17 protein-coding genes are annotated in these 16,987 nt (G+C 64.8%); 10 read left to right on the top strand and 7 right to left on the bottom strand.

The window, feature by feature from the left end:
• The first annotated feature begins 243 nt into the window (after positions 1-243).
• Positions 244-621: a hypothetical protein gene (locus ACFFJ6_RS03830; protein WP_378384529.1), complete on the top strand. Its 378-nt coding sequence runs from the start codon at positions 244-246 to the stop codon at positions 619-621.
• 106 nt (positions 622-727) lie between these two features.
• Here the strand turns inward: ACFFJ6_RS03830 and ACFFJ6_RS03835 are convergent, their stop codons facing one another.
• On the bottom strand, positions 728-1,837 hold the full coding sequence (locus ACFFJ6_RS03835) for an AI-2E family transporter (protein WP_378384531.1): 1,110 nt from the start codon (positions 1,835-1,837) through the stop codon (positions 728-730).
• Positions 1,838-2,077: 240 nt separating this feature from the next.
• Here ACFFJ6_RS03835 and ACFFJ6_RS03840 point away from each other — a divergent pair, with 240 nt between their 5' ends.
• The 3 genes from ACFFJ6_RS03840 (at position 2,078) to ACFFJ6_RS03850 (ending at position 3,874) form a co-directional block, all read left to right on the top strand.
• Complete coding sequence (locus tag ACFFJ6_RS03840) at positions 2,078-2,836, top strand: L,D-transpeptidase (RefSeq protein WP_378384533.1); 759 nt, start codon at positions 2,078-2,080, stop codon at positions 2,834-2,836.
• A gap of 25 nt (positions 2,837-2,861) precedes the next feature.
• Positions 2,862-3,521 (top strand): DUF2865 domain-containing protein, encoded by a 660-nt coding sequence (locus ACFFJ6_RS03845; protein ID WP_378384535.1) that lies wholly within the window; start codon positions 2,862-2,864, stop codon positions 3,519-3,521.
• Positions 3,522-3,718: 197 nt separating this feature from the next.
• Entirely contained in the window at positions 3,719-3,874 is a 156-nt protein-coding gene (locus ACFFJ6_RS03850) for a Thivi_2564 family membrane protein (RefSeq protein ID WP_011501795.1), read from the top strand.
• Positions 3,875-4,041: 167 nt separating this feature from the next.
• Here the strand turns inward: ACFFJ6_RS03850 and ACFFJ6_RS03855 are convergent, their stop codons facing one another.
• From ACFFJ6_RS03855 to cysP, 5 genes are all read right to left on the bottom strand, one after another.
• Positions 4,042-4,242, bottom strand: a complete 201-nt coding sequence (locus ACFFJ6_RS03855; RefSeq protein ID WP_378384538.1) for a CsbD family protein — start codon at positions 4,240-4,242, stop codon at positions 4,042-4,044.
• 176 nt (positions 4,243-4,418) lie between these two features.
• On the bottom strand, positions 4,419-6,593 hold the full coding sequence (locus ACFFJ6_RS03860; protein WP_378384540.1) for a malate synthase G: 2,175 nt from the start codon (positions 6,591-6,593) through the stop codon (positions 4,419-4,421).
• Positions 6,594-6,736: 143 nt separating this feature from the next.
• Complete coding sequence (gene cysW, locus ACFFJ6_RS03865; RefSeq protein WP_378384542.1) at positions 6,737-7,615, bottom strand: sulfate ABC transporter permease subunit CysW; 879 nt, start codon at positions 7,613-7,615, stop codon at positions 6,737-6,739.
• Complete coding sequence (cysT, locus tag ACFFJ6_RS03870; RefSeq protein ID WP_378384544.1) at positions 7,615-8,442, bottom strand: sulfate ABC transporter permease subunit CysT; 828 nt, start codon at positions 8,440-8,442, stop codon at positions 7,615-7,617. The genes cysW and cysT overlap by 1 nt, the downstream gene beginning before the upstream one ends.
• Positions 8,443-8,808: 366 nt before the next feature.
• Positions 8,809-9,816, bottom strand: a complete 1,008-nt coding sequence (gene cysP, locus ACFFJ6_RS03875) for a thiosulfate ABC transporter substrate-binding protein CysP (protein WP_378384546.1) — start codon at positions 9,814-9,816, stop codon at positions 8,809-8,811.
• 343 nt (positions 9,817-10,159) lie between these two features.
• On the opposite strand from cysP, the gene cysG reads away from it, so the two are divergent.
• From cysG to ACFFJ6_RS03900, 5 genes are all read left to right on the top strand, one after another.
• Positions 10,160-11,596 (top strand): siroheme synthase CysG, encoded by a 1,437-nt coding sequence (cysG, locus tag ACFFJ6_RS03880; RefSeq protein ID WP_378384548.1) that lies wholly within the window; start codon positions 10,160-10,162, stop codon positions 11,594-11,596.
• Positions 11,593-11,907: a DUF2849 domain-containing protein gene (locus ACFFJ6_RS03885; RefSeq protein WP_378384550.1), complete on the top strand. Its 315-nt coding sequence runs from the start codon at positions 11,593-11,595 to the stop codon at positions 11,905-11,907. Before cysG ends, ACFFJ6_RS03885 begins: the two co-directional genes overlap by 4 nt.
• Before the next feature lie 10 nt (positions 11,908-11,917).
• Positions 11,918-13,573 (top strand): nitrite/sulfite reductase, encoded by a 1,656-nt coding sequence (locus tag ACFFJ6_RS03890; protein ID WP_378384552.1) that lies wholly within the window; start codon positions 11,918-11,920, stop codon positions 13,571-13,573.
• The gene (locus tag ACFFJ6_RS03895; RefSeq protein ID WP_378384554.1) at positions 13,560-14,069 is read left to right on the top strand and encodes a DUF934 domain-containing protein; all 510 of its coding nucleotides are present in this window, start codon (positions 13,560-13,562) and stop codon (positions 14,067-14,069) included. Before ACFFJ6_RS03890 ends, ACFFJ6_RS03895 begins: the two co-directional genes overlap by 14 nt.
• Before the next feature lie 152 nt (positions 14,070-14,221).
• Positions 14,222-15,157: a glutaminase gene (locus ACFFJ6_RS03900; protein ID WP_378384556.1), complete on the top strand. Its 936-nt coding sequence runs from the start codon at positions 14,222-14,224 to the stop codon at positions 15,155-15,157.
• Between the two features lie 103 nt (positions 15,158-15,260).
• On the opposite strand, the gene ACFFJ6_RS03905 is transcribed toward ACFFJ6_RS03900, so the two are convergent.
• The gene (locus ACFFJ6_RS03905; protein WP_378384558.1) at positions 15,261-15,437 is read right to left on the bottom strand and encodes a DUF2735 domain-containing protein; all 177 of its coding nucleotides are present in this window, start codon (positions 15,435-15,437) and stop codon (positions 15,261-15,263) included.
• Between the two features lie 474 nt (positions 15,438-15,911).
• Here ACFFJ6_RS03905 and ACFFJ6_RS03910 point away from each other — a divergent pair, with 474 nt between their 5' ends.
• The gene (locus ACFFJ6_RS03910) at positions 15,912-16,946 is read left to right on the top strand and encodes a glutamine synthetase beta-grasp domain-containing protein (RefSeq protein ID WP_378384560.1); all 1,035 of its coding nucleotides are present in this window, start codon (positions 15,912-15,914) and stop codon (positions 16,944-16,946) included.
• The last annotated feature ends 41 nt before the right edge of the window (positions 16,947-16,987 follow it).

Genomic DNA, 16,987 nt, shown 5'->3' on the forward strand with positions numbered 1-16,987 from the left:
CACCACAGCTGCGCCCTGTATCGCCGGTTAATTGGGGCAGGGGGGACTAACCGGCGCGGGGAGAACCTTGGGCCTAAAATTTCGTTCCCGACCGAATGCAAAAAACGCCACACACTTAGTTGATCAACCATGATCGAACCTAAGGCCCGCCCGCGCGATTAATTTGTGCGGCGGGTATTGACAAGCCGCCCAAACAAAGATTGCGGCGATTCTGCCGCGGCGAGATAACAGCGGCTGGATACCATGTCACATATCGTGCGGGGAATTTTAGGCGCCATCGCGGTCACAGGGACCTTGGGCGTCGCACAATTGGCGATCGGCGGGGATCTCGGCGAGCCTCGTCTGCAGCAACAAGCCGCCTCCACGCAGAACGTCAACCGGGACGGCAAGGCCGACCGTGGCGCCGTTTCCCAGCTTCCCGAGCCGGGACAGACTTTTGGCGTGACGCTGGTCGGTCAGTCCGTTCTGGTGCGGGTGCCTGACGCCCAGGTTGGGGAGGCGACGCGCACCCGGGCCCAGCAGCCCTCTGCGGCCCCCCGCCGGATGGTGGCGTGCGAGCCGGTTGTCAGCGTTCTGACCGAGGTCGCCAAACAGCTCCAGCCGGGCCGCTGCATGACCTGAAGTTCGGTACCAAGCATATCTTCTGGATCGAATACCTGCATCCGCCACCTCGTGGCGGATGTTGTCGTTTGAAGTGCTCATCCGCGATGACCTGACCGCGAAACGCTCACTGCTCGCCGCCGCCGGGGAGCTGCGGCGCGTCGCTCGGCAGGAGGTGCTCCTTCATCACCAGGCCGACGATCAGCAACGGTGATGCCAGGAAGCCGCCCATCGGTCCCCACAGCCAGGTCCAGAACGCCAGCGCGATGAACACTGCGAGCGCATTCAGCTCCAGCCGGCGGCCGATGATGGTCGGCGTGATGAAGTGCCCTTCCACGAAGGTCAACGCAGCGAACCCCAAAGGCGCGATCAGCCCCTCGCCAAGCGTCGGCATGCTGACGATTCCCACCAGCGCCAGAACGATGAACATCACCGACGGGCCGATGATCGGGATGAAGTTCAGGATCGCCGCAAGGGCTCCGAGGCCGGCCGGATTGGGCATTCCGGCGAGAGCGCAGATCACCCCGGTGGCTGCGCCGTAGCACAGGTTGATGGTCGTCACCGTGAGCAGATAGCCGCCGAGGCTGAGCTCGATCTCGTTGAGGATGCGCAGGGTCCGCAAACGTGCGTCGCGGGCGCCGAAATTCATCACCAGCGCGCGGCGCAGATCCTTCCAGCTCGCGACGAACAGCACCAGCGTCACGAGAAACAGCAGAAATTCGGTCAGCGTCGGGGACACGAATTCCAGGGTCGGCTGCATCCAGTCGATCTGGGGCATCTGGATCGGCGCCGCGGGCAGCGCCTCGGAGCCGCCGATGGAAGCTTGCAACTGCCGCCACAGCCCGATCGGGCGCTCCAGAAAGCTGAGTTTCTCCCGCAGCAGGCCGCCCAGTTCGGGCAGGCGGCTGCTCCATTCGATCAGCGGCACCGAAATCAGCGCCACCATGAAGCCGACCGTGATCAACGCGAACGAGACGATCAGCACCGCGCAGAGCGCCCGCGGGAGCCGCCAGCGCTCCATGAAGGTCGCAGCCGGCGACAGCATGGTCCCAACCACGAAGGCGGTGACGATCGGCAGGAAGAACGGCTTTGCCACATAGAGCAGGCCGGTGAGCATCACGATCAGCAACGCCACCAGCGCGAAGGCAACCACTTCGGTGCGCCGGATCAGCGGCGGGCGCTCTTCCTTGCTGTCCGGAAGCGGAGTGCTGACGGGCTCGACGGGAAGAGTTCGCACGAGTGCCCACCCAGCTTGTTCGCAGGAGATGAAGGCGCGACGCGCCGGTTGCACCGCCGGGTGAATACGCGGCAGTTCGTTGGCTTCAACCTAAATGGCTGGGGATGGTTCCTCGGCACCGCCATCGCTCCGTCGGCGTGCTTAGTTGCGTGAGCAAGCGTCACGCCCGGAACTGTTATGACGCAGTCGCGTTTCTCCGCGGCATCCAGGACGATGCGTCGACACTGCGGGGATATCATCATGATTACTTCGGAGATCGTATCGCGAACCAACCGTGCCGCGCGCCCGGTCCTGGCCATCGCCGCCGCCTTGCTGATGACCGCTGCGCTTCCGGGAGCTGCGTCGGCTCAGCAGATGATGGGCTACGCGGCAGCGCCGCAGGCCGGTCCGTTCGGCGCCGACGACGAGGTGCTGGCTGTGCCCGCCGCGCCGGAAGCGGACTCCTCCGTGCCGGCTGATGAGGACGCCCAATTGTCCGATCGTCTTCGCCGTCAGGTCGTCGCCTATGACAGCAACCAGCCGGTCGGCACGATCGTGATCGATACGTCGAATACTTATCTGTACTACGTCCTCGGCGGCGGCCGGGCCATTCGGTACGGCGTCGGCGTGGGCCGGGAAGGGTTCACCTGGTCCGGCACCGAGACCATCACCCGCAAGGCGGAGTGGCCGGACTGGCACCCGCCGGCGCAGATGATCGCGCGTCAGCCCTATTTGCCGCGCTTCATGGCCGGCGGCCCGGGCAACCCCTTGGGGGCCCGCGCGATGTATCTCGGCTCGACAGAGTACCGCATCCACGGCACCAACGATCCGTCGACCATCGGAAAGTTCGTGTCGTCGGGATGTATCCGCCTGACCAATGAGGACGTCGAAGACCTGTTCAGTCGCGCCCGGGTCGGCACCCGCGTGGTCGTGCTGCGGAAGTCCGCGCCGAACCTGGAAGCCCGCAAGGCGCGGCCGGGCCGCCAGGCGATGAACGTTTCGGTCTCGTCGGTCGACTAATCTTCTCACGGACCGGAGGTCCACGATGTCCCGCTCTGTCGCTCAATCGACCGCTGCGATCGCCGCAGCCGCGACCCTGCTGGTCGTCGGCGCCAGTTCCGGCGCGCAGGCGCAGGATTTCTTCTCGGCGCTGTTCGGAGGTTACCAGCCGCAGCGCGGTTACGCGCCTCAGATGCCACGTGCGTTCCCGTTCGCCAGCGAGGGTGATTACGGTGTGCGCCAGTCCCGTCCGGCTCAGCGGTCCTACGCGAGCGGCGGCGGCCAGGCTTATTGCGTTCGCACCTGCGACGGCCGTTACTTCCCGATTTCGGCGACGGGCGGTGAGAGCAAGGACGCCACCTGCAACAGCTTCTGCCCGGCCAGCGAAACCAAGGTGGTTTTTGGCTCGAACATCGACGGCGCGCGCACGTCGAGCGGCAAGGCGTATTCCGAGATGCCCAACGCGTTCAAATTCCGCACCGAAATCGTCGATGGCTGCACCTGCAACGGCAAGGATCATTTCGGTCTGGCCAAGGTGAAGATCGAAGATGATCCGACGCTGCGCCGAGGCGACATCGTGGCCAGCGACGACGGTCTGAAGGTCGCTGGTCGCAGCGACCGTCGGCAAGGCGCGATCAATTTCTCCCCCGCGCCGGCCTCGATCCGCGCGCTCTATGGAAACATCCCGGTCGTCGCCGCCAACTGATCGACTGGTCGAAAGGCCTCAAGCCCTCAACACCGCGGCGCATGTAGGACAAGGCGGGACGCGTCCCGAGATTATCCCGCTTTGGACAGCCGAACCGTCTGACCATCCTGAGTTCCGGTTCCTGGCGTGGAACTCTGCTGCCTCCTCGCCGTTAGTGGTGCAGTGCGGGCTGACCGCGGGCTGAAGAGGATTTTGCGATGCTGATCGGTATCCTGATTACGTTTCTCGTCGTTATTCTGGTCTTGTACTTGATCAACCTGCTGCCGCTCGATGGCCGCGCCAAACAGATCGCGCGCGTTGTGGTGATCATCATCGGCATCATTTCGCTGCTGAAGTATCTGGCCGTATTCTAGCGCTCCCGCTCCGGGAGCAGCTCCAAAGGCTTTGAAGGAAAGGCGCGCGCCGCAACGGCGGGCGCCTTTCTCTTTGGTGCGGGGCAGACAGGTAGCGGCCGCCCATACGCAAAGAAAAGCCCCGGATCGATGATCCCGGGCTTCCCCTGTCTGGTCTCTCTGCGCGATCAACGCAGCGTCTTGAACCAGTCGTCGACGTCGCTGCTGACCTTGTCCTTGGCGTAGCCGTAGCGTTCCTGCAGCTTGCCTTCGAGCTGGTCGCGGCGGCCGGCGATCTTGTCGAGATCGTCGTCGGTCAGCTCGCCCCACTTTTCCTTGATGTTGCCCTTGAGCTGCTTCCAGTTGCCTTCAACACGATCCCAGTTCATTGCGTCTCTCCCTCGTTGGATGCCGCGATAACCGGCTCGCGACATCGCAGTTTCCGCCCGGCGATGCGGCAACGCGTCGCTTTCTGGCGCGGTCGGGGAAGCCCAGCGCAGCAGGCAAAGAAAAAGACCTCTCCCTTGCGGGAGAGGTCTCGGATCTCAGTCGCCAGTCGGATCGATCAGCGCAGGTCTTGCAGATGCGCCGCCTTCGCTTCGCGGCGGCGTTCGTGCAGGATGTACTCGGTGTAGCCGTTCGGCTGGGTGCGGCCCTTGAAGATCAGGTCGCAGGCCGCCTCGAACGCGACGCCGTCGAAGTCCGGCGCCATCGGGCGATACAGCGCATCGCCTTCGTTCTGCTTGTCGACGACCACCGCCATCCGCTTCAGCGACTCCATCACCTGCTCCTTGGTGACGACGCCGTGGTGCAGCCAGTTGGCGAGGTGCTGGCTGGAGATGCGCAGCGTGGCGCGGTCTTCCATCAGGCCGACATCGTGGATATCCGGCACCTTGGAGCAGCCGACGCCCTGGTCAATCCAGCGTACCACGTAGCCGAGGATGCCCTGGCAGTTGTTGTCGATCTCCTGGCGGACATCGTCCGGCGCCCAGTTCGAGTTCGACACCGGGATGGTGAGGATGTCCTCGAGCTTGGCGCGCGGGCCGCCCTTGGCGAGTTCCTGCTGCCGCGCGACGACGTCGACCTGGTGATAGTGCAGCGCGTGCAGCGTCGCGGCGGTCGGCGACGGCACCCAGGCGGTAGTCGCGCCGGCCTGCGGGTGGCCGATCTTCTGGGCCAGCATGTCGGCCATCTTGTCCGGGGCCGCCCACATGCCCTTACCGATCTGGGCGTGGCCGGGCAGGCCGTCGACCAGACCGGTGTCGACGTTCCAGTCCTCGTACGCTTTGATCCAGGGCTGCGCCTTCATCTCGTTCTTGCGGATCATCGGACCCGCTTCCATCGAGGTGTGGATCTCGTCGCCGGTGCGGTCGAGGAAGCCGGTGTTGATGAACACGATCCGCTTGCTGGCGTTCTGGATGCAGGCCTTGAGGTTCACCGTGGTGCGGCGCTCCTCGTCCATGATGCCGACCTTCAGGGTGTTCTCCTTGAGGCCGAGCATCTTCTCGACGCGGGCGAACAGCTCGACCGTCAGGGCGACTTCGTCCGGGCCGTGCATCTTCGGCTTGACGATGTAGACCGAGCCGGTGCGGCTGTTGCGGGTCTTGCCGAGCGCCTTGAGGTCGTTGATCGCCAGCAGGCCCGACACCGCGGCGTCGAGGAAGCCTTCCGGAATCTCCTGACCTTCGCTGTCGAGCACCGCATCGGTCCACATGTGGTGGCCGACGTTGCGCATCAGGAGGAGACTACGTCCGTGCAGCGTGAGCTGCTTGCCGTCCGGCGCCGTGTAGGTGCGATCGCCGTTGAGTGCGCGGGTGACAGTCTTGCCGCCTTTGTCGAAGCTCTCCGACAGCGTGCCGTCCATCAGGCCGAGGGTGTTGCGATAGATCAGCACCTTGTCTTCGGCGTCGACGGCGGCGACGGAGTCTTCCATGTCCAGAATGGTCGAGACCGCGGACTCGATGATCAGATCGGCGACGCCCGCCGGATCGTCCTTGCCGATCGTGTTGGCGCGGTCGATCTTGATCTCGATATGCAGGCCGTTGTTGACCACCAGCACGGCGCTGGGCGAGGCGGCGTCGCCGTTGTAGCCGGCGAACTGCGCGGGGGTCTTCAGGCCGGTGGCGTTGCCGTTCTTCAGCTTGGCGGAGAGCTGGCCGGCGATCACGCTGTAGCCGGTCACGTCGCTGTGGCTACCGGTCGCGAGGGGGGCAGCCTGATCGAGAAACGCCTTGGCCTTGGCGATCACCTTGTCGCCGCGGACCTTGTCGTAGCCCTTGGCCTGGGTGGCTTCCTGCGGGATCGCATCGGTGCCGTAGAACGCATCATAAAGCGAGCCCCAGCGCGCGTTCGCGGCGTTCAGCGCGTAGCGCGCGTTCGACAGCGGCACCACCAGCTGCGGGCCGCACAGCTTGCCGATTTCCTCGTCGACATTGGCGGTCTCGACCGGAACGGTCTTGGGCTCGGGCAGCAGATAGCCGATTTCCTTCAGGAACGCGGTGTAGGCCGCCATGTCCTGCTTCTTGCCCTTGTTGGCGAGGTGCCAGGCGTCGATCTTGGCCTGCAGATCGTCGCGCGTCTTCAGCAGCGCACGGGTCTTCGGCGTCAGGTCGCGCAGGATCGCGGCGAGCCCGGCCCAGAACGCGTCGGGGTCTACCCCGGTCTTCGGCACGGCCTCCTTGGCGATGAAGTCGAACAGGACGGGCGCGATTTTCAAGCCGTGGGCGTCAATACGATTCATATGAGGATGTCTCGCGAGAAAGGCGCCGGAGCGGCGGCCGTTTCAGGGTTCGAAATGAGCCGATGCCGCCGAAGGCGGCCCGGGGGCGCCTCTTTTAGCGCCAAAGGCGCGGGTATTGGAAGGGGCCCGCCGCCGGTGCGGGGCTAGGAAGCCGGGTGCTCGTCCGCCGCCAGCCGCTCCAGCACGATCTTGAGCAGGATCGTCAGCAGCGCCACCGCCGTCAGCGTGGTCGCGGCCGCGAACGCACCTGCGACATTGTAGTCCTGGTAGAGCAGCTCGATCTGCAGGGGCAAAGTGGTGGTCTGGCCACGAACGTTGCCGGATACCACTGAGACCGCGCCGAATTCGCCCAGTACGCGGGCGTTGCACAAGATCGCGCCGTACAGCACCGCCCACCGGATGTTCGGCAGGGTGACGCGCAGGAAGGTGGCGAAGCCGCCGGCGCCCAGCGTCACCGCCGCCTCTTCCTCGTCGGTGCCCTGCACCTGCATCAGCGGGATCAGCTCGCGGGCCACATAGGGCGCGGTGACGAACATGCTGGCCAGCACGATACCGGGCAGAGCGAACATCACCTTGAGGCCGAGCGCATCGAGCAGCGGCCCGAACAGCCCCTGGGTGCCATAGACGAACAGATAGGCGACACCGGCGACGATCGGCGAGATCGAATAGGGTAGCTCGATCAGCGCGATCAGCAGCGTCCGGCCGGGGAATTCGAACTTGCTGACGGTCCAGGCCGCGGCGAGGCCGAACACGATGTTGACCGGCACCACGATCAGCGCCGTGATGGTGGTCAGCCACATCGCATGCAGCGTGCCGGTATCGCCGAGGTTGCGCAGGAACACGCCGACGCCTTGCGCGAACGCCGAGCTGAGGATAACTGCCAGCGGCGCGACCAGGATGAACAGCGTGATCACGCCCACAATGCCGAGCACGACCAGGCGGGTCACCCGGCCGGCGCCGACCGGCGTGACCATCCAGTCCTTCTTCGGCGACACGTGAGGGGCTGCGTGCGGTTTGCTCATCACACGCCTCCGCGTCCGAGATAGCGCAGCTGCCAGGCCTGTACCGCATTGGTGACGATCAGCATCGCGAACGCCATCGCCAGCATCACCACGGCGATCGTGGCGGCGGCCGGATAGTCGTATTCCTCGAGCCGGATGAAGGCGAGCAGCGCGACGATCTCGGTCTTCATCGGCTGGTTGCCGGCAATGAAGATCACTGCGCCGAATTCGCCGAGGCTGCGCGCGAACGCCAGCGAGGATCCGGCCAGCAGGGCCGGGAAGATCGACGGGAAGATGATCTTCGCCAAGATCTGCAGGTCATTGGCGCCCAACGAGCGGCTGGCTTCCTCGACGTCGCTGCCGAGATCCTCGATCACCGGCTGCACGGTGCGCACCACGAACGGAATGCTGGTGAACGCCATCGCGATGGCGATGCCGAGCGGGGTGTAGACCACGCTGAAGCCGAGCGGCTCCAGCACGCTGCCGAACCAGCCGGTTTTCGAGAACAACGCGGTAAGCGCCAGGCCGGCCACCGCGGTCGGCAGCGCGAAGGGCACATCGACCAGCGCATCGAGCACGCGCTTGCCCGGAAACGTATAGCGCGCCAGCACCCAGGCCAGCAGCGTGCCGTAGATGGCGTTGAAGATCGTCGCCGCCAGCGCCATCGTCACGGTCAGCCGGATCGCCGCCAGCGTCCGGGGCGAGGACAGGATCGTCCACAGCTGCGCCGCGCCGATATCCGACGCCTTCAGGATCAACGCCGCCAGCGGCAACAGCACGATCGCGCCGAGATACATCAGCGTGATGCCGAGGCCGAGGCCAAAACCGGGAATGACGCTGCGTCGCAAGGTGTGATCCGGGTGAGTGAAGACAGGGCTGTTGGAAGTCGAAGGTAGGGTACTCAAACGACAGATCAGTTAGCAGCGAAGAGTTCGCCCCGTCATTGCGAGGAGCGAAGCGACGAAGCAATCCAGAAGTTGAGTGCACGGAGCCTCTGGATTGCTTCGCTGCGCTCGCAATGACGAACAAATCAGCCTTCGTAATGCCGGGGACGACGACCAACCTCTCGTTCGTCATTCCGGGATGCGCGCTCTTGCGCGCAGGCCCGGAATCCATACTCCCGGCGGTGGTTATGGATTCCGGGCTCGCGCTTCGCGCGCCCCGGAATGACGAACTTAGTTGCAGTGCTCGGAGCTGCAGCGTCCTGCGTGTCCTCACCGCCCCCCGAACAACTGATCGAGCTTCGCCCCGGACGCCAGATGGTCGGCGTTCAGCTTGTCCCAGCCGCCGAACTCGTCCTCGACGCGATACAGCTTCACCTCGGGGAACTTGTCCTTGAACTTCTCGATCACCGCCTTGTCGTGCACGCGGTTATACGCCTTGGCCAGGATGGTCTGGCCCTCGGGCGAGTACAGATATTCGAGATAGGCCGTCGCCAGCGCGCGGGTGCCGTGCTTGTCGGCGTATTTGTCGACGACGGTCACCGGGAATTCGGCCAGCAGGCTGGTCGGCGGCACCACCACTTGATACTTGTCGGCGCCGGCGAGATCGCGGATCGCGCTGGTCTCGGCCTCGAAGGTGATCAGCACATCGCCGGTCTGGCGCTCGACAAATGTCGTCGTCGCGGCGCGGCCGCCGGTGTCGAACACCGGAACGTTGGCGAACAGCTTCTTGATGAAGGCGTCGGCCTCGGCCTCGCTGCCGTATTTATGCTTCGCGAACGCGTAGGCCGCGAGGTAGGTGTAGCGCGCGTTCCCGGATGTCTTCGGGTTGGGGAAGATCACCTTGACGTCCGGCTTCACCAGATCGTCCCAGTCCTTGATGCCCTTCGGATTGCCGGCTCGCACCAGGAAGGCCGGCAGCGAGTAGTAGGGCGATGAATTATTGGGCAGGCGTTTGGCCCAGTCGGCCGGGATCAGCTTGCCCTTGTCGTGCAGCACCTGGACGTCCGTGACCTGATTGAAGGTGACGACGTCGGCCTCGAGCCCTTCGAGGATCGAACGCGCCTGCCGCGACGAGCCGCCGTGCGACTGGTTGATGGTGATGTCCTGCCCGGTCTTCTGCTTCCAATATGGAACGAAGGCGGCGTTGATATCGACATAGAGTTCCCGCGCGATGTCGTAGGAGACATTGAGCAGCGTGGTGGAGTTCTGCGCCTGCGCGGGCCACGCGGTCGCGAGAGCGCCGAGGCCGGCGAGCAGGGCAAGGGCGAAACGGTTCACGAGAACTCCTTATTGCTGGCCTTGAATGCGCATCAGTCACGCGTCCCGTGCAAACGAAGCGAAGTGACGGCTGTGCCAAGGGAACGCGGGTTTCGTGGTCAGATAGTCGAGATAACTGGGAGTGTGAAGCCGTCGCACCTGGGCCTTCGACGGGCTGCCCCAGGTTTGCCTCAAGGATCGAGAGCGGCTCGGAGAATGGTTGTCTCTCTCAACCCGTCAGAAGGGATGGAAATTCCCTCCATCGCCACGGGGTTGCAAAGGATTGGTTTTCTTCCGCCGCGGCTTGTAAGAATTCTACGTAGAAAATAATTCTGGCGGACCCGAAAGGGGCAACGGAGCGGGCATGCGGTTTCTTCCGGTCTTTCTCGATCTCGCGGCAGGGCCAGTGATTCTGGTCGGCGCCGGGGAGATGGCGCGCGCAAAATTGCGATTGCTGCTGTCCGCCGGCGCGACGATCCGCTGGTACGCGGTCGATGGCGATCGCGATCTGTCCGGCTTGAGCGAAGCCGATCGCGCGCGCATCAGCTTTGCCGACGGTGATCCGCTTGAGGCGGATCTCGGCGGCGCGATCGCGCTGCTGTGCGCCGGCGCCGGCGATCTCGCCGCGCCTTTGGCGGCGCGCGCGCGCGAGGTCGGCGTCCCCGTCAACGTCATGGACGAGCTGTCGCATTCCACTTTCATCTTCCCGGCAATCGTCGATCGCGGCGATGTGGTCGTTGCGGTCGGCACCGGCGGTTCGTCGCCGGTGGTGGCGCGGCGCGTGCGCGAGATGATCGAGAAGGTGCTGCCGGCACGGATCGGCGATCTCGCCGGTCTGATCGGGCGCTGGCGTCACCCGATGAAGGCGCGCCTTCCGGAGTTTGCGCTGCGCCGCCGCTTCTGGGAGCGCGTGGTCGACGGCCCTATCGGCGCCGCTGTGCTGGACGGACGAGACGCGGAGGCGGAAGATCAGCTCAAGGCGATCGCCGATCCGGCCGCCTATGCGCGCGCATCCGAAACCGGCCATGCGCAAGGTCACGTCACGCTGGTCGGCGCCGGCCCCGGCGATCCGGACCTCTTGACCATCAAGGCGCTGCGCGCGCTGCAGGATGCCGACGTGGTGTTCTACGATGAGTTGGTGTCGTCCGAGATCCTGGACCGCATCCGCCGCGATGCCGCGCGCGTGCCGGTCGGCCGTCGCGTCAACAAGCCGGGCATCGGCCAGGCTGCGATCAACAAGCTGCTGGTCGAAGCCGCGCAGGCTGGCCAGCGCGCCGTGCGTCTGAAGGGCGGCGATCCGTTCGTGTTCGGCCGCGGCGGCGAGGAAGTCGAAGCGCTGCGCGACGCTGGGGTGTCCTATTCGGTGGTGCCGGGTATCAGCGCCGGCTTCGGGGCCGCCGCGCAGTTCGACGTGCCGCTGACCTATCGGCACGAGGCGCTGCGCATCACCTTCCTCACCGCGCACAAGGCCAAGGACGCCGAGGCGGTCGATTGGTCGGTGCTCACCGACGAGAAGATGACCGTCGTCGTCTATATGGGCATGAGCGCGGCGCCGACGGTGCGCGCCGGCCTGCTACAAGCCGGCCGTTCGCCTCAGACGCCGGTCGGCGTCTTCGCGCGTGTCACGCGGCCGGATTCCAAGGCCGCGGTCGGCGTGCTCGACGATCTGCCGGCGCTGGTCGCGCAGGTCGAAGGCGGCCCGGCGATTCTTGTGATCGGCGACGTCGTCGCGCATTCGGCGCCGTGGCGCCAGCAACAACTTCAGCAACTCGTTTCGACCTATCAGGTGGCCGCCGAATGACGTCTCCGCTGCAACAGAAAATCCGGATCACCGGCCCGTCGGTCGTCACCGCCAACCGCACCTTCGACGGGGTGGTGATCTACCGCACCGGCAACGGAGGCTGGTCGACCGATCTCGCCGATGCCGCGATCGTGCGCGAGGCGGATCCGGCGCGCGCGCTGCTGGCCGAAGCCGTCGCCGACGACATCGGGGCGGTCGGCGCCTACATCGCGCCGGTGAAGATCGACGACGCCGGCACCATCATCCCCGGCAATCTGCGCGAACAGATCCGCAAGACCGGCCTGACCATCGCGCTGACCGCTCAGGCCTAAGGCTGCTTTCATGTATGTTTACGACGATATCGATCAGACGCTGGTCAACGAACGCGTCGCGGAATTTCGCGACCAAGTGCAGCGTCGGCTCTCCGGTGAGCTGACCGAAGACGAATTCAAGCCGCTGCGCCTGATGAACGGCGTCTATCTGCAGTTGCACGCCTACATGTTCCGTGTCGCCATTCCGTACGGCACGCTGTCGTCGGCGCAGCTGCGCAAGCTCGCGCACGTCGCCCGCAAATACGACCGCGGCTACGGCCACTTCACCACGCGGCAGAACATCCAGTTTAACTGGATCGCGCTGAAGGACCTGCCCGACGCGCTCGCCGATCTTGCCGAAGTCGGCATCCACGCGATGCAGACGTCCGGCAATTGCACCCGCAACGTCACTGCCGATCAGTGGGGCGGCGTGGTGCCGGACGAGGTCGAAGACCCGCGGGTATGGGCCGAGATCCTGCGCCAGCACACCGCGCTGCATCCCGAGTTCTCGTTCCTGCCGCGCAAGTTCAAATTCGCCATCACTGCGGCCGATCATGATCGTGCGGCCATCAAGGTGCACGATATCGGCCTGCGGCTCGTCAAGAACGACGCCGGCGAAACCGGCTTCGAGGTGATGGTCGGCGGCGGGCTGGGGCGCTCGCCCTTCATCGCCAAGACCATCAAGCCGTTCGTCCCGGGCCGCGACATCCTCAGCTATGTCGAGGCGATCCTGCGCGTCTACAATCAGTACGGCCGCCGCGACAACATCTACAAGGCGCGAATCAAGATCCTGGTACACGAGCTCGGCATCGAGAAGTTCGCCGCCGAGGTCGAGCAGACTTGGCAGGAGATCGCCGAAGGTCCACTGACCCTCGACGACCAGATGATCGAGGAGATCCGCTCGCGCTTCGTCTATCCGGCCTACGAGAAGCTGACGGATGATCCCGCCGAGCTGCGGGCCGCGGCAGCGGATGCGAAGTTCGAGGCGTGGCGCAAGAACTCGGTCGCGCCGCATCGCCAGCCCGGCTACGCCATCGTCACGCTGTCGCTGAAGCCGGTCGGCGGCCCGCCCGGCGACGCCACCGCCGAGCAGATGGACGCCATCGCGGACCTCGCCGACACCTACTCGTTCGGCGAAATCCGCGTCGGCCACGAGCAAAATCTGGCGCTGCCGCACGTCGCCCAGCGCGATCTGCCGGCGCTGTGGAAGGCGCTCGACGCCATCGGCGTCGCTACGCCGAACGTCAATCTGGTCAGCGACATCATCGCCTGCCCGGGGCTCGATTACTGCTCGCTCGCCAATGCGCGCTCGATCCCGATCGCCCAGGAGCTGACGCGACGTTTCGCCAATCACGAGACCGCCAATCTGATCGGCCGGCTGCACGTGAATATCTCGGGCTGCATCAACGCCTGCGGCCATCACCATGTCGGCCATATCGGCATTCTCGGTGTCGAGAAGAACGATCAGGAAGTCTATCAGATCACCATCGGCGGCCGCGCCGACGAGCACGCCAAGCTCGGTGAGCTGATTGGCCCGGCGGTGCCGTATGCGCAGGTCGCCGACGTGGTCGAGGATATCGTCGAGGCCTATCTGGCGCTGCGCGAGCGGCCGGAGGAGTTGTTCGTCGACACCGTCAAGCGGCTCGGCGTCGAGCCCTTCAAGGAGCGCGTCTATGCCACTCGTTAAGAACGGGCAGATCGTTGCCGACGACTTCGTGACGGTCGCGGACGACGCCGAACTGCCGGCCGACGGCGCCATCCTCGTCTCCGCGGCGCGCTTTCTCGCCGATGCGGAGACGCTGACGAAGAGCAACCGGCCCCTCGGCGTCGTCTGGCCGAACAACCGCGATGTCGTCGAGCTCAAGCCGTGGCTGGATCGTCTGGCGCTGATCGCGCTGGTGTATCCGACCTACAAGGACGGCCGAGCCCACAGTCAGGCGCGCCGGCTGCGCGAGATCTACGGCTATCGCGGCGAATTGCGTGCGACCGGTCAGGTGCTGCGCGATCAGTTCACCTTCCTGGTGCGCAATGGCTTCGACGCGTTCGACGCGAAGAAGGAGACCGACGCCCACGCCTTCCGCGAAGCCACGCATCGCTACACCGAATTCTATCAGCCGACCGGCGACGGCCACCTCAGCGCCCTGCAGTTGCGCAAGCAACGCCACAAGGCGGCGACGACGTAGGCGCTCACCCGTCATTGCGAGGAGCGGAGCGACGAAGCAATCCAGCTCCGTGCACTGCGCTGGATTGCTTCGCTTCGCTCGCAATGACGGGGTGATGCTTCTGTTCACGGCTCCATTGACGTGGCGCACAGCTTGCATCACATCCCGCCAGTATGAAACCTGATCACCTCGACAACATCGTCGCCGAGATCGCCGACGAGATGGCGCAGCGCACGGACCGTGGCGAGGTCGCGAGCTATATCCCCGAACTCGCGAACGTCGATCCGCAGCGCTTCGGCCTTGTCGTGATCGACGCCGACGGTCATGTGGCGGCCGGCGGCGACGCCGACGTGCCGTTCTCGATCCAGAGCATCTCGAAGGTGTTCACGCTGACGCTGGCGCTCGGCAAGGCGGGCGACCGCGTGTGGCGCCGGGTCGGGCGCGAGCCGTCGGGCTCGGCCTTCAACTCGATCGTCCAGCTCGAGCGCGAGCGCGGCATCCCGCGCAATCCCTTTATCAATGCCGGCGCGATCGCGGTGACCGACCTGATCCTGTCCGGCCACCAGCCGCGGGAGGCGCTCGGCGAGATCCTGCGCTTCATGCAGTTTCTCGGCGGCGACGACAGCATCGTGATCGACGAGGCGGTGGCGGCTTCCGAGCAACGCACCGGCTTCCGCAACGCGGCGCTGGCCAATTACATGAAGTCGTTCGGCGTGCTCGACAATCCGGTCGAGTATACGCTCGGCGTCTACTTCCATCATTGCGCGATCGCGATGAGCTGCAGGCAGCTGGCAATGGCCGGGCGCTTTCTCGCTCATAATGGCCGCAACCCCTCGACAGGGCACAATGTCGTGTCGCCCCAGCGCGCGCGGCGCATCAATGCCCTGATGCTGACCTGCGGGCATTACGATGGTTCGGGTGAATTCGCCTACCGGGTCGGTCTGCCGGGCAAGAGCGGGGTCGGGGGAGGGGTGCTGGCGGTGGCGCCGGGAAAAGCCTCGATCGCCGTCTGGTCACCTGGGCTCGATGCCGCGGGCAACTCGCATCTCGGACGGATCGCGCTGGAAGCGCTGACCAAGCGGCTCGGCTGGTCGATCTTCGGCGTCTGAGCTGGAGCTTAAGTCCCGGACAGAACAAAGGGCCGAAACGTTCGCACGCCGGCCCTTCGTCAGATCTGAAATGTCACGCCCCAGGGCGATATCGGCTCGGGGATCATTGCGGCTTTCGCGGCTGCTCGTCGAGCATCGCCGCTTCGTGATACCAGCTCGAGCTGGTCACGACGGCACGGCTGGCGACGTCGGCTGCCGTCTGTTCGCGTCGGGCAAGACCGCCACGGCCACCGACGGGAAACTGGTAGATTTTTGCGGATGTCTGCTCCAGGCTACTCACGTTCTTCTCCTTCTCTCCTTGGTTGATCTTTGGTCCTGCGCCTTGATTTGCACGGTCTGTAAATATCGGGCCCGCCTAGGCGGGGTGCAATATGCTCAAGGAAAAATCATCGTTTGCTTGAAAAATAAGCAAAATTGGCACTGCCCGGCCGATAGCCAGTCGAAATCAGTGCCTGGCGGTGCTTTGTGCCTTCGAAGGGCAGGAGCAACTGCGTCTGCTTAAAGCGTGCGCTTCAACCGTTAAGATTGTCTGCAACCGTCAGGCAGCCAAATCCGGGCTGAATCTCGCCTCTTTGGCAGTCCAAGCCCCTCGAAGCCTCGAAGTTCCCGATTTGCCGTATGGGTCGCGCGATTTGTCGCAGGCATTGTTGGGTTTGGCACGGCAAATGCTTCCGTGACAGCCGGATGTCGGCCGCCGGGGCGCGGTTCCGTATCCGCTTCGGGTTCCCACCCTTTGCATAACAGAGAGAACCGCATGACCAAGTACAAGCTCGAGTACATCTGGCTCGACGGCTACACGCCGGTGCCGAACCTGCGCGGCAAAACGCAGATCAAGGAATTCGAAGTCTATCCGACGCTCGAGCAACTGCCGCTGTGGGGCTTCGACGGCTCGTCGACCAACCAGGCCGAAGGCCGCAGCTCGGATTGTGTGCTGAAGCCGGTCGCGATGTTCCATGACGCCACCCGCAAGAACGGCATCCTGGTGATGTGCGAAGTGATGATGCCGGATGGCGTCACCCCGCACGCGTCGAACACCCGCGCCACCATCCTGGACGACGAAGGCGCCTGGTTCGGCTTCGAGCAGGAATACTTCTTCTACAAGGACGGCCGGCCGCTCGGCTTCCCGGAGGCCGGCTATCCGGCGCCGCAGGGTCCGTACTACACCGGCGTCGGCTTCAAGAACGTCGGTAGCGTTGCGCGCAAGATCGTCGAAGAGCATCTCGACCTCTGCCTCGCCGCCGGCATCAACCACGAAGGCATCAACGCCGAAGTGGCGAAGGGCCAGTGGGAATTCCAGATCTTCGGCAAGGGCTCCCGCACCGCCGCCGACCAGATGTGGATGGCGCGCTATCTGATGCTGCGGCTGTGCGAAAGCTACGGCATCGACATCGAATGGCACTGCAAGCCGCTCGGCGACACCGACTGGAACGGCTCGGGCATGCACGCCAACTTCTCGACCAAGTACATGCGTGAAGTCGGCGGCAAGGACTACTTCGAAGCGCTGATGGGCCAGTTCGAGAAGAACCTGCACGACCACATCGCCGTGTACGGTCCGGACAACCACATGCGCCTGACCGGCAAGCACGAAACCGCGCCGTGGAACAAGTTCTCCTACGGCGTGGCGGACCGCGGCGCCTCGATCCGCGTGCCGCACTCCTTCGTCAACAACGGCTACAAGGGCTATCTGGAAGATCGCCGCCCGAATTCCATGGGCGACCCCTACCAGATCGCGTCGCAGATCCTGAAGACCATCTCGGAAGTCCCCACCTCGAAGGCCGCTGCGGCCTGATGCATCGTTGACCCGCGGACGCCTCCTCCTCCAGGGCGCCC

The sequence above is a fragment of the Rhodopseudomonas telluris genome, assembly GCF_042432815.1.
GTDB lineage: Bacteria > Pseudomonadota > Alphaproteobacteria > Rhizobiales > Xanthobacteraceae > Rhodopseudomonas > Rhodopseudomonas telluris.

Coding starts and splice junctions, on each gene's coding strand:
- ACFFJ6_RS03830 (WP_378384529.1), top strand. CDS start 244: ATGTCACATATCGTGCGGGGAATTTTAGGCGCCATCGCGGTCACAGGG.
- ACFFJ6_RS03840 (WP_378384533.1), top strand. CDS start 2,078: ATGATTACTTCGGAGATCGTATCGCGAACCAACCGTGCCGCGCGCCCG.
- ACFFJ6_RS03845 (WP_378384535.1), top strand. CDS start 2,862: ATGTCCCGCTCTGTCGCTCAATCGACCGCTGCGATCGCCGCAGCCGCG.
- ACFFJ6_RS03850 (WP_011501795.1), top strand. CDS start 3,719: ATGCTGATCGGTATCCTGATTACGTTTCTCGTCGTTATTCTGGTCTTG.
- ACFFJ6_RS03855 (WP_378384538.1), bottom strand. CDS start 4,242: ATGAACTGGGATCGTGTTGAAGGCAACTGGAAGCAGCTCAAGGGCAAC.
- ACFFJ6_RS03860 (WP_378384540.1), bottom strand. CDS start 6,593: ATGAATCGTATTGACGCCCACGGCTTGAAAATCGCGCCCGTCCTGTTC.
- cysW (WP_378384542.1), bottom strand. CDS start 7,615: ATGAGCAAACCGCACGCAGCCCCTCACGTGTCGCCGAAGAAGGACTGG.
- cysG (WP_378384548.1), top strand. CDS start 10,160: ATGCGGTTTCTTCCGGTCTTTCTCGATCTCGCGGCAGGGCCAGTGATT.
- ACFFJ6_RS03885 (WP_378384550.1), top strand. CDS start 11,593: ATGACGTCTCCGCTGCAACAGAAAATCCGGATCACCGGCCCGTCGGTC.
- ACFFJ6_RS03890 (WP_378384552.1), top strand. CDS start 11,918: ATGTATGTTTACGACGATATCGATCAGACGCTGGTCAACGAACGCGTC.
- ACFFJ6_RS03895 (WP_378384554.1), top strand. CDS start 13,560: ATGCCACTCGTTAAGAACGGGCAGATCGTTGCCGACGACTTCGTGACG.
- ACFFJ6_RS03900 (WP_378384556.1), top strand. CDS start 14,222: ATGAAACCTGATCACCTCGACAACATCGTCGCCGAGATCGCCGACGAG.
- ACFFJ6_RS03910 (WP_378384560.1), top strand. CDS start 15,912: ATGACCAAGTACAAGCTCGAGTACATCTGGCTCGACGGCTACACGCCG.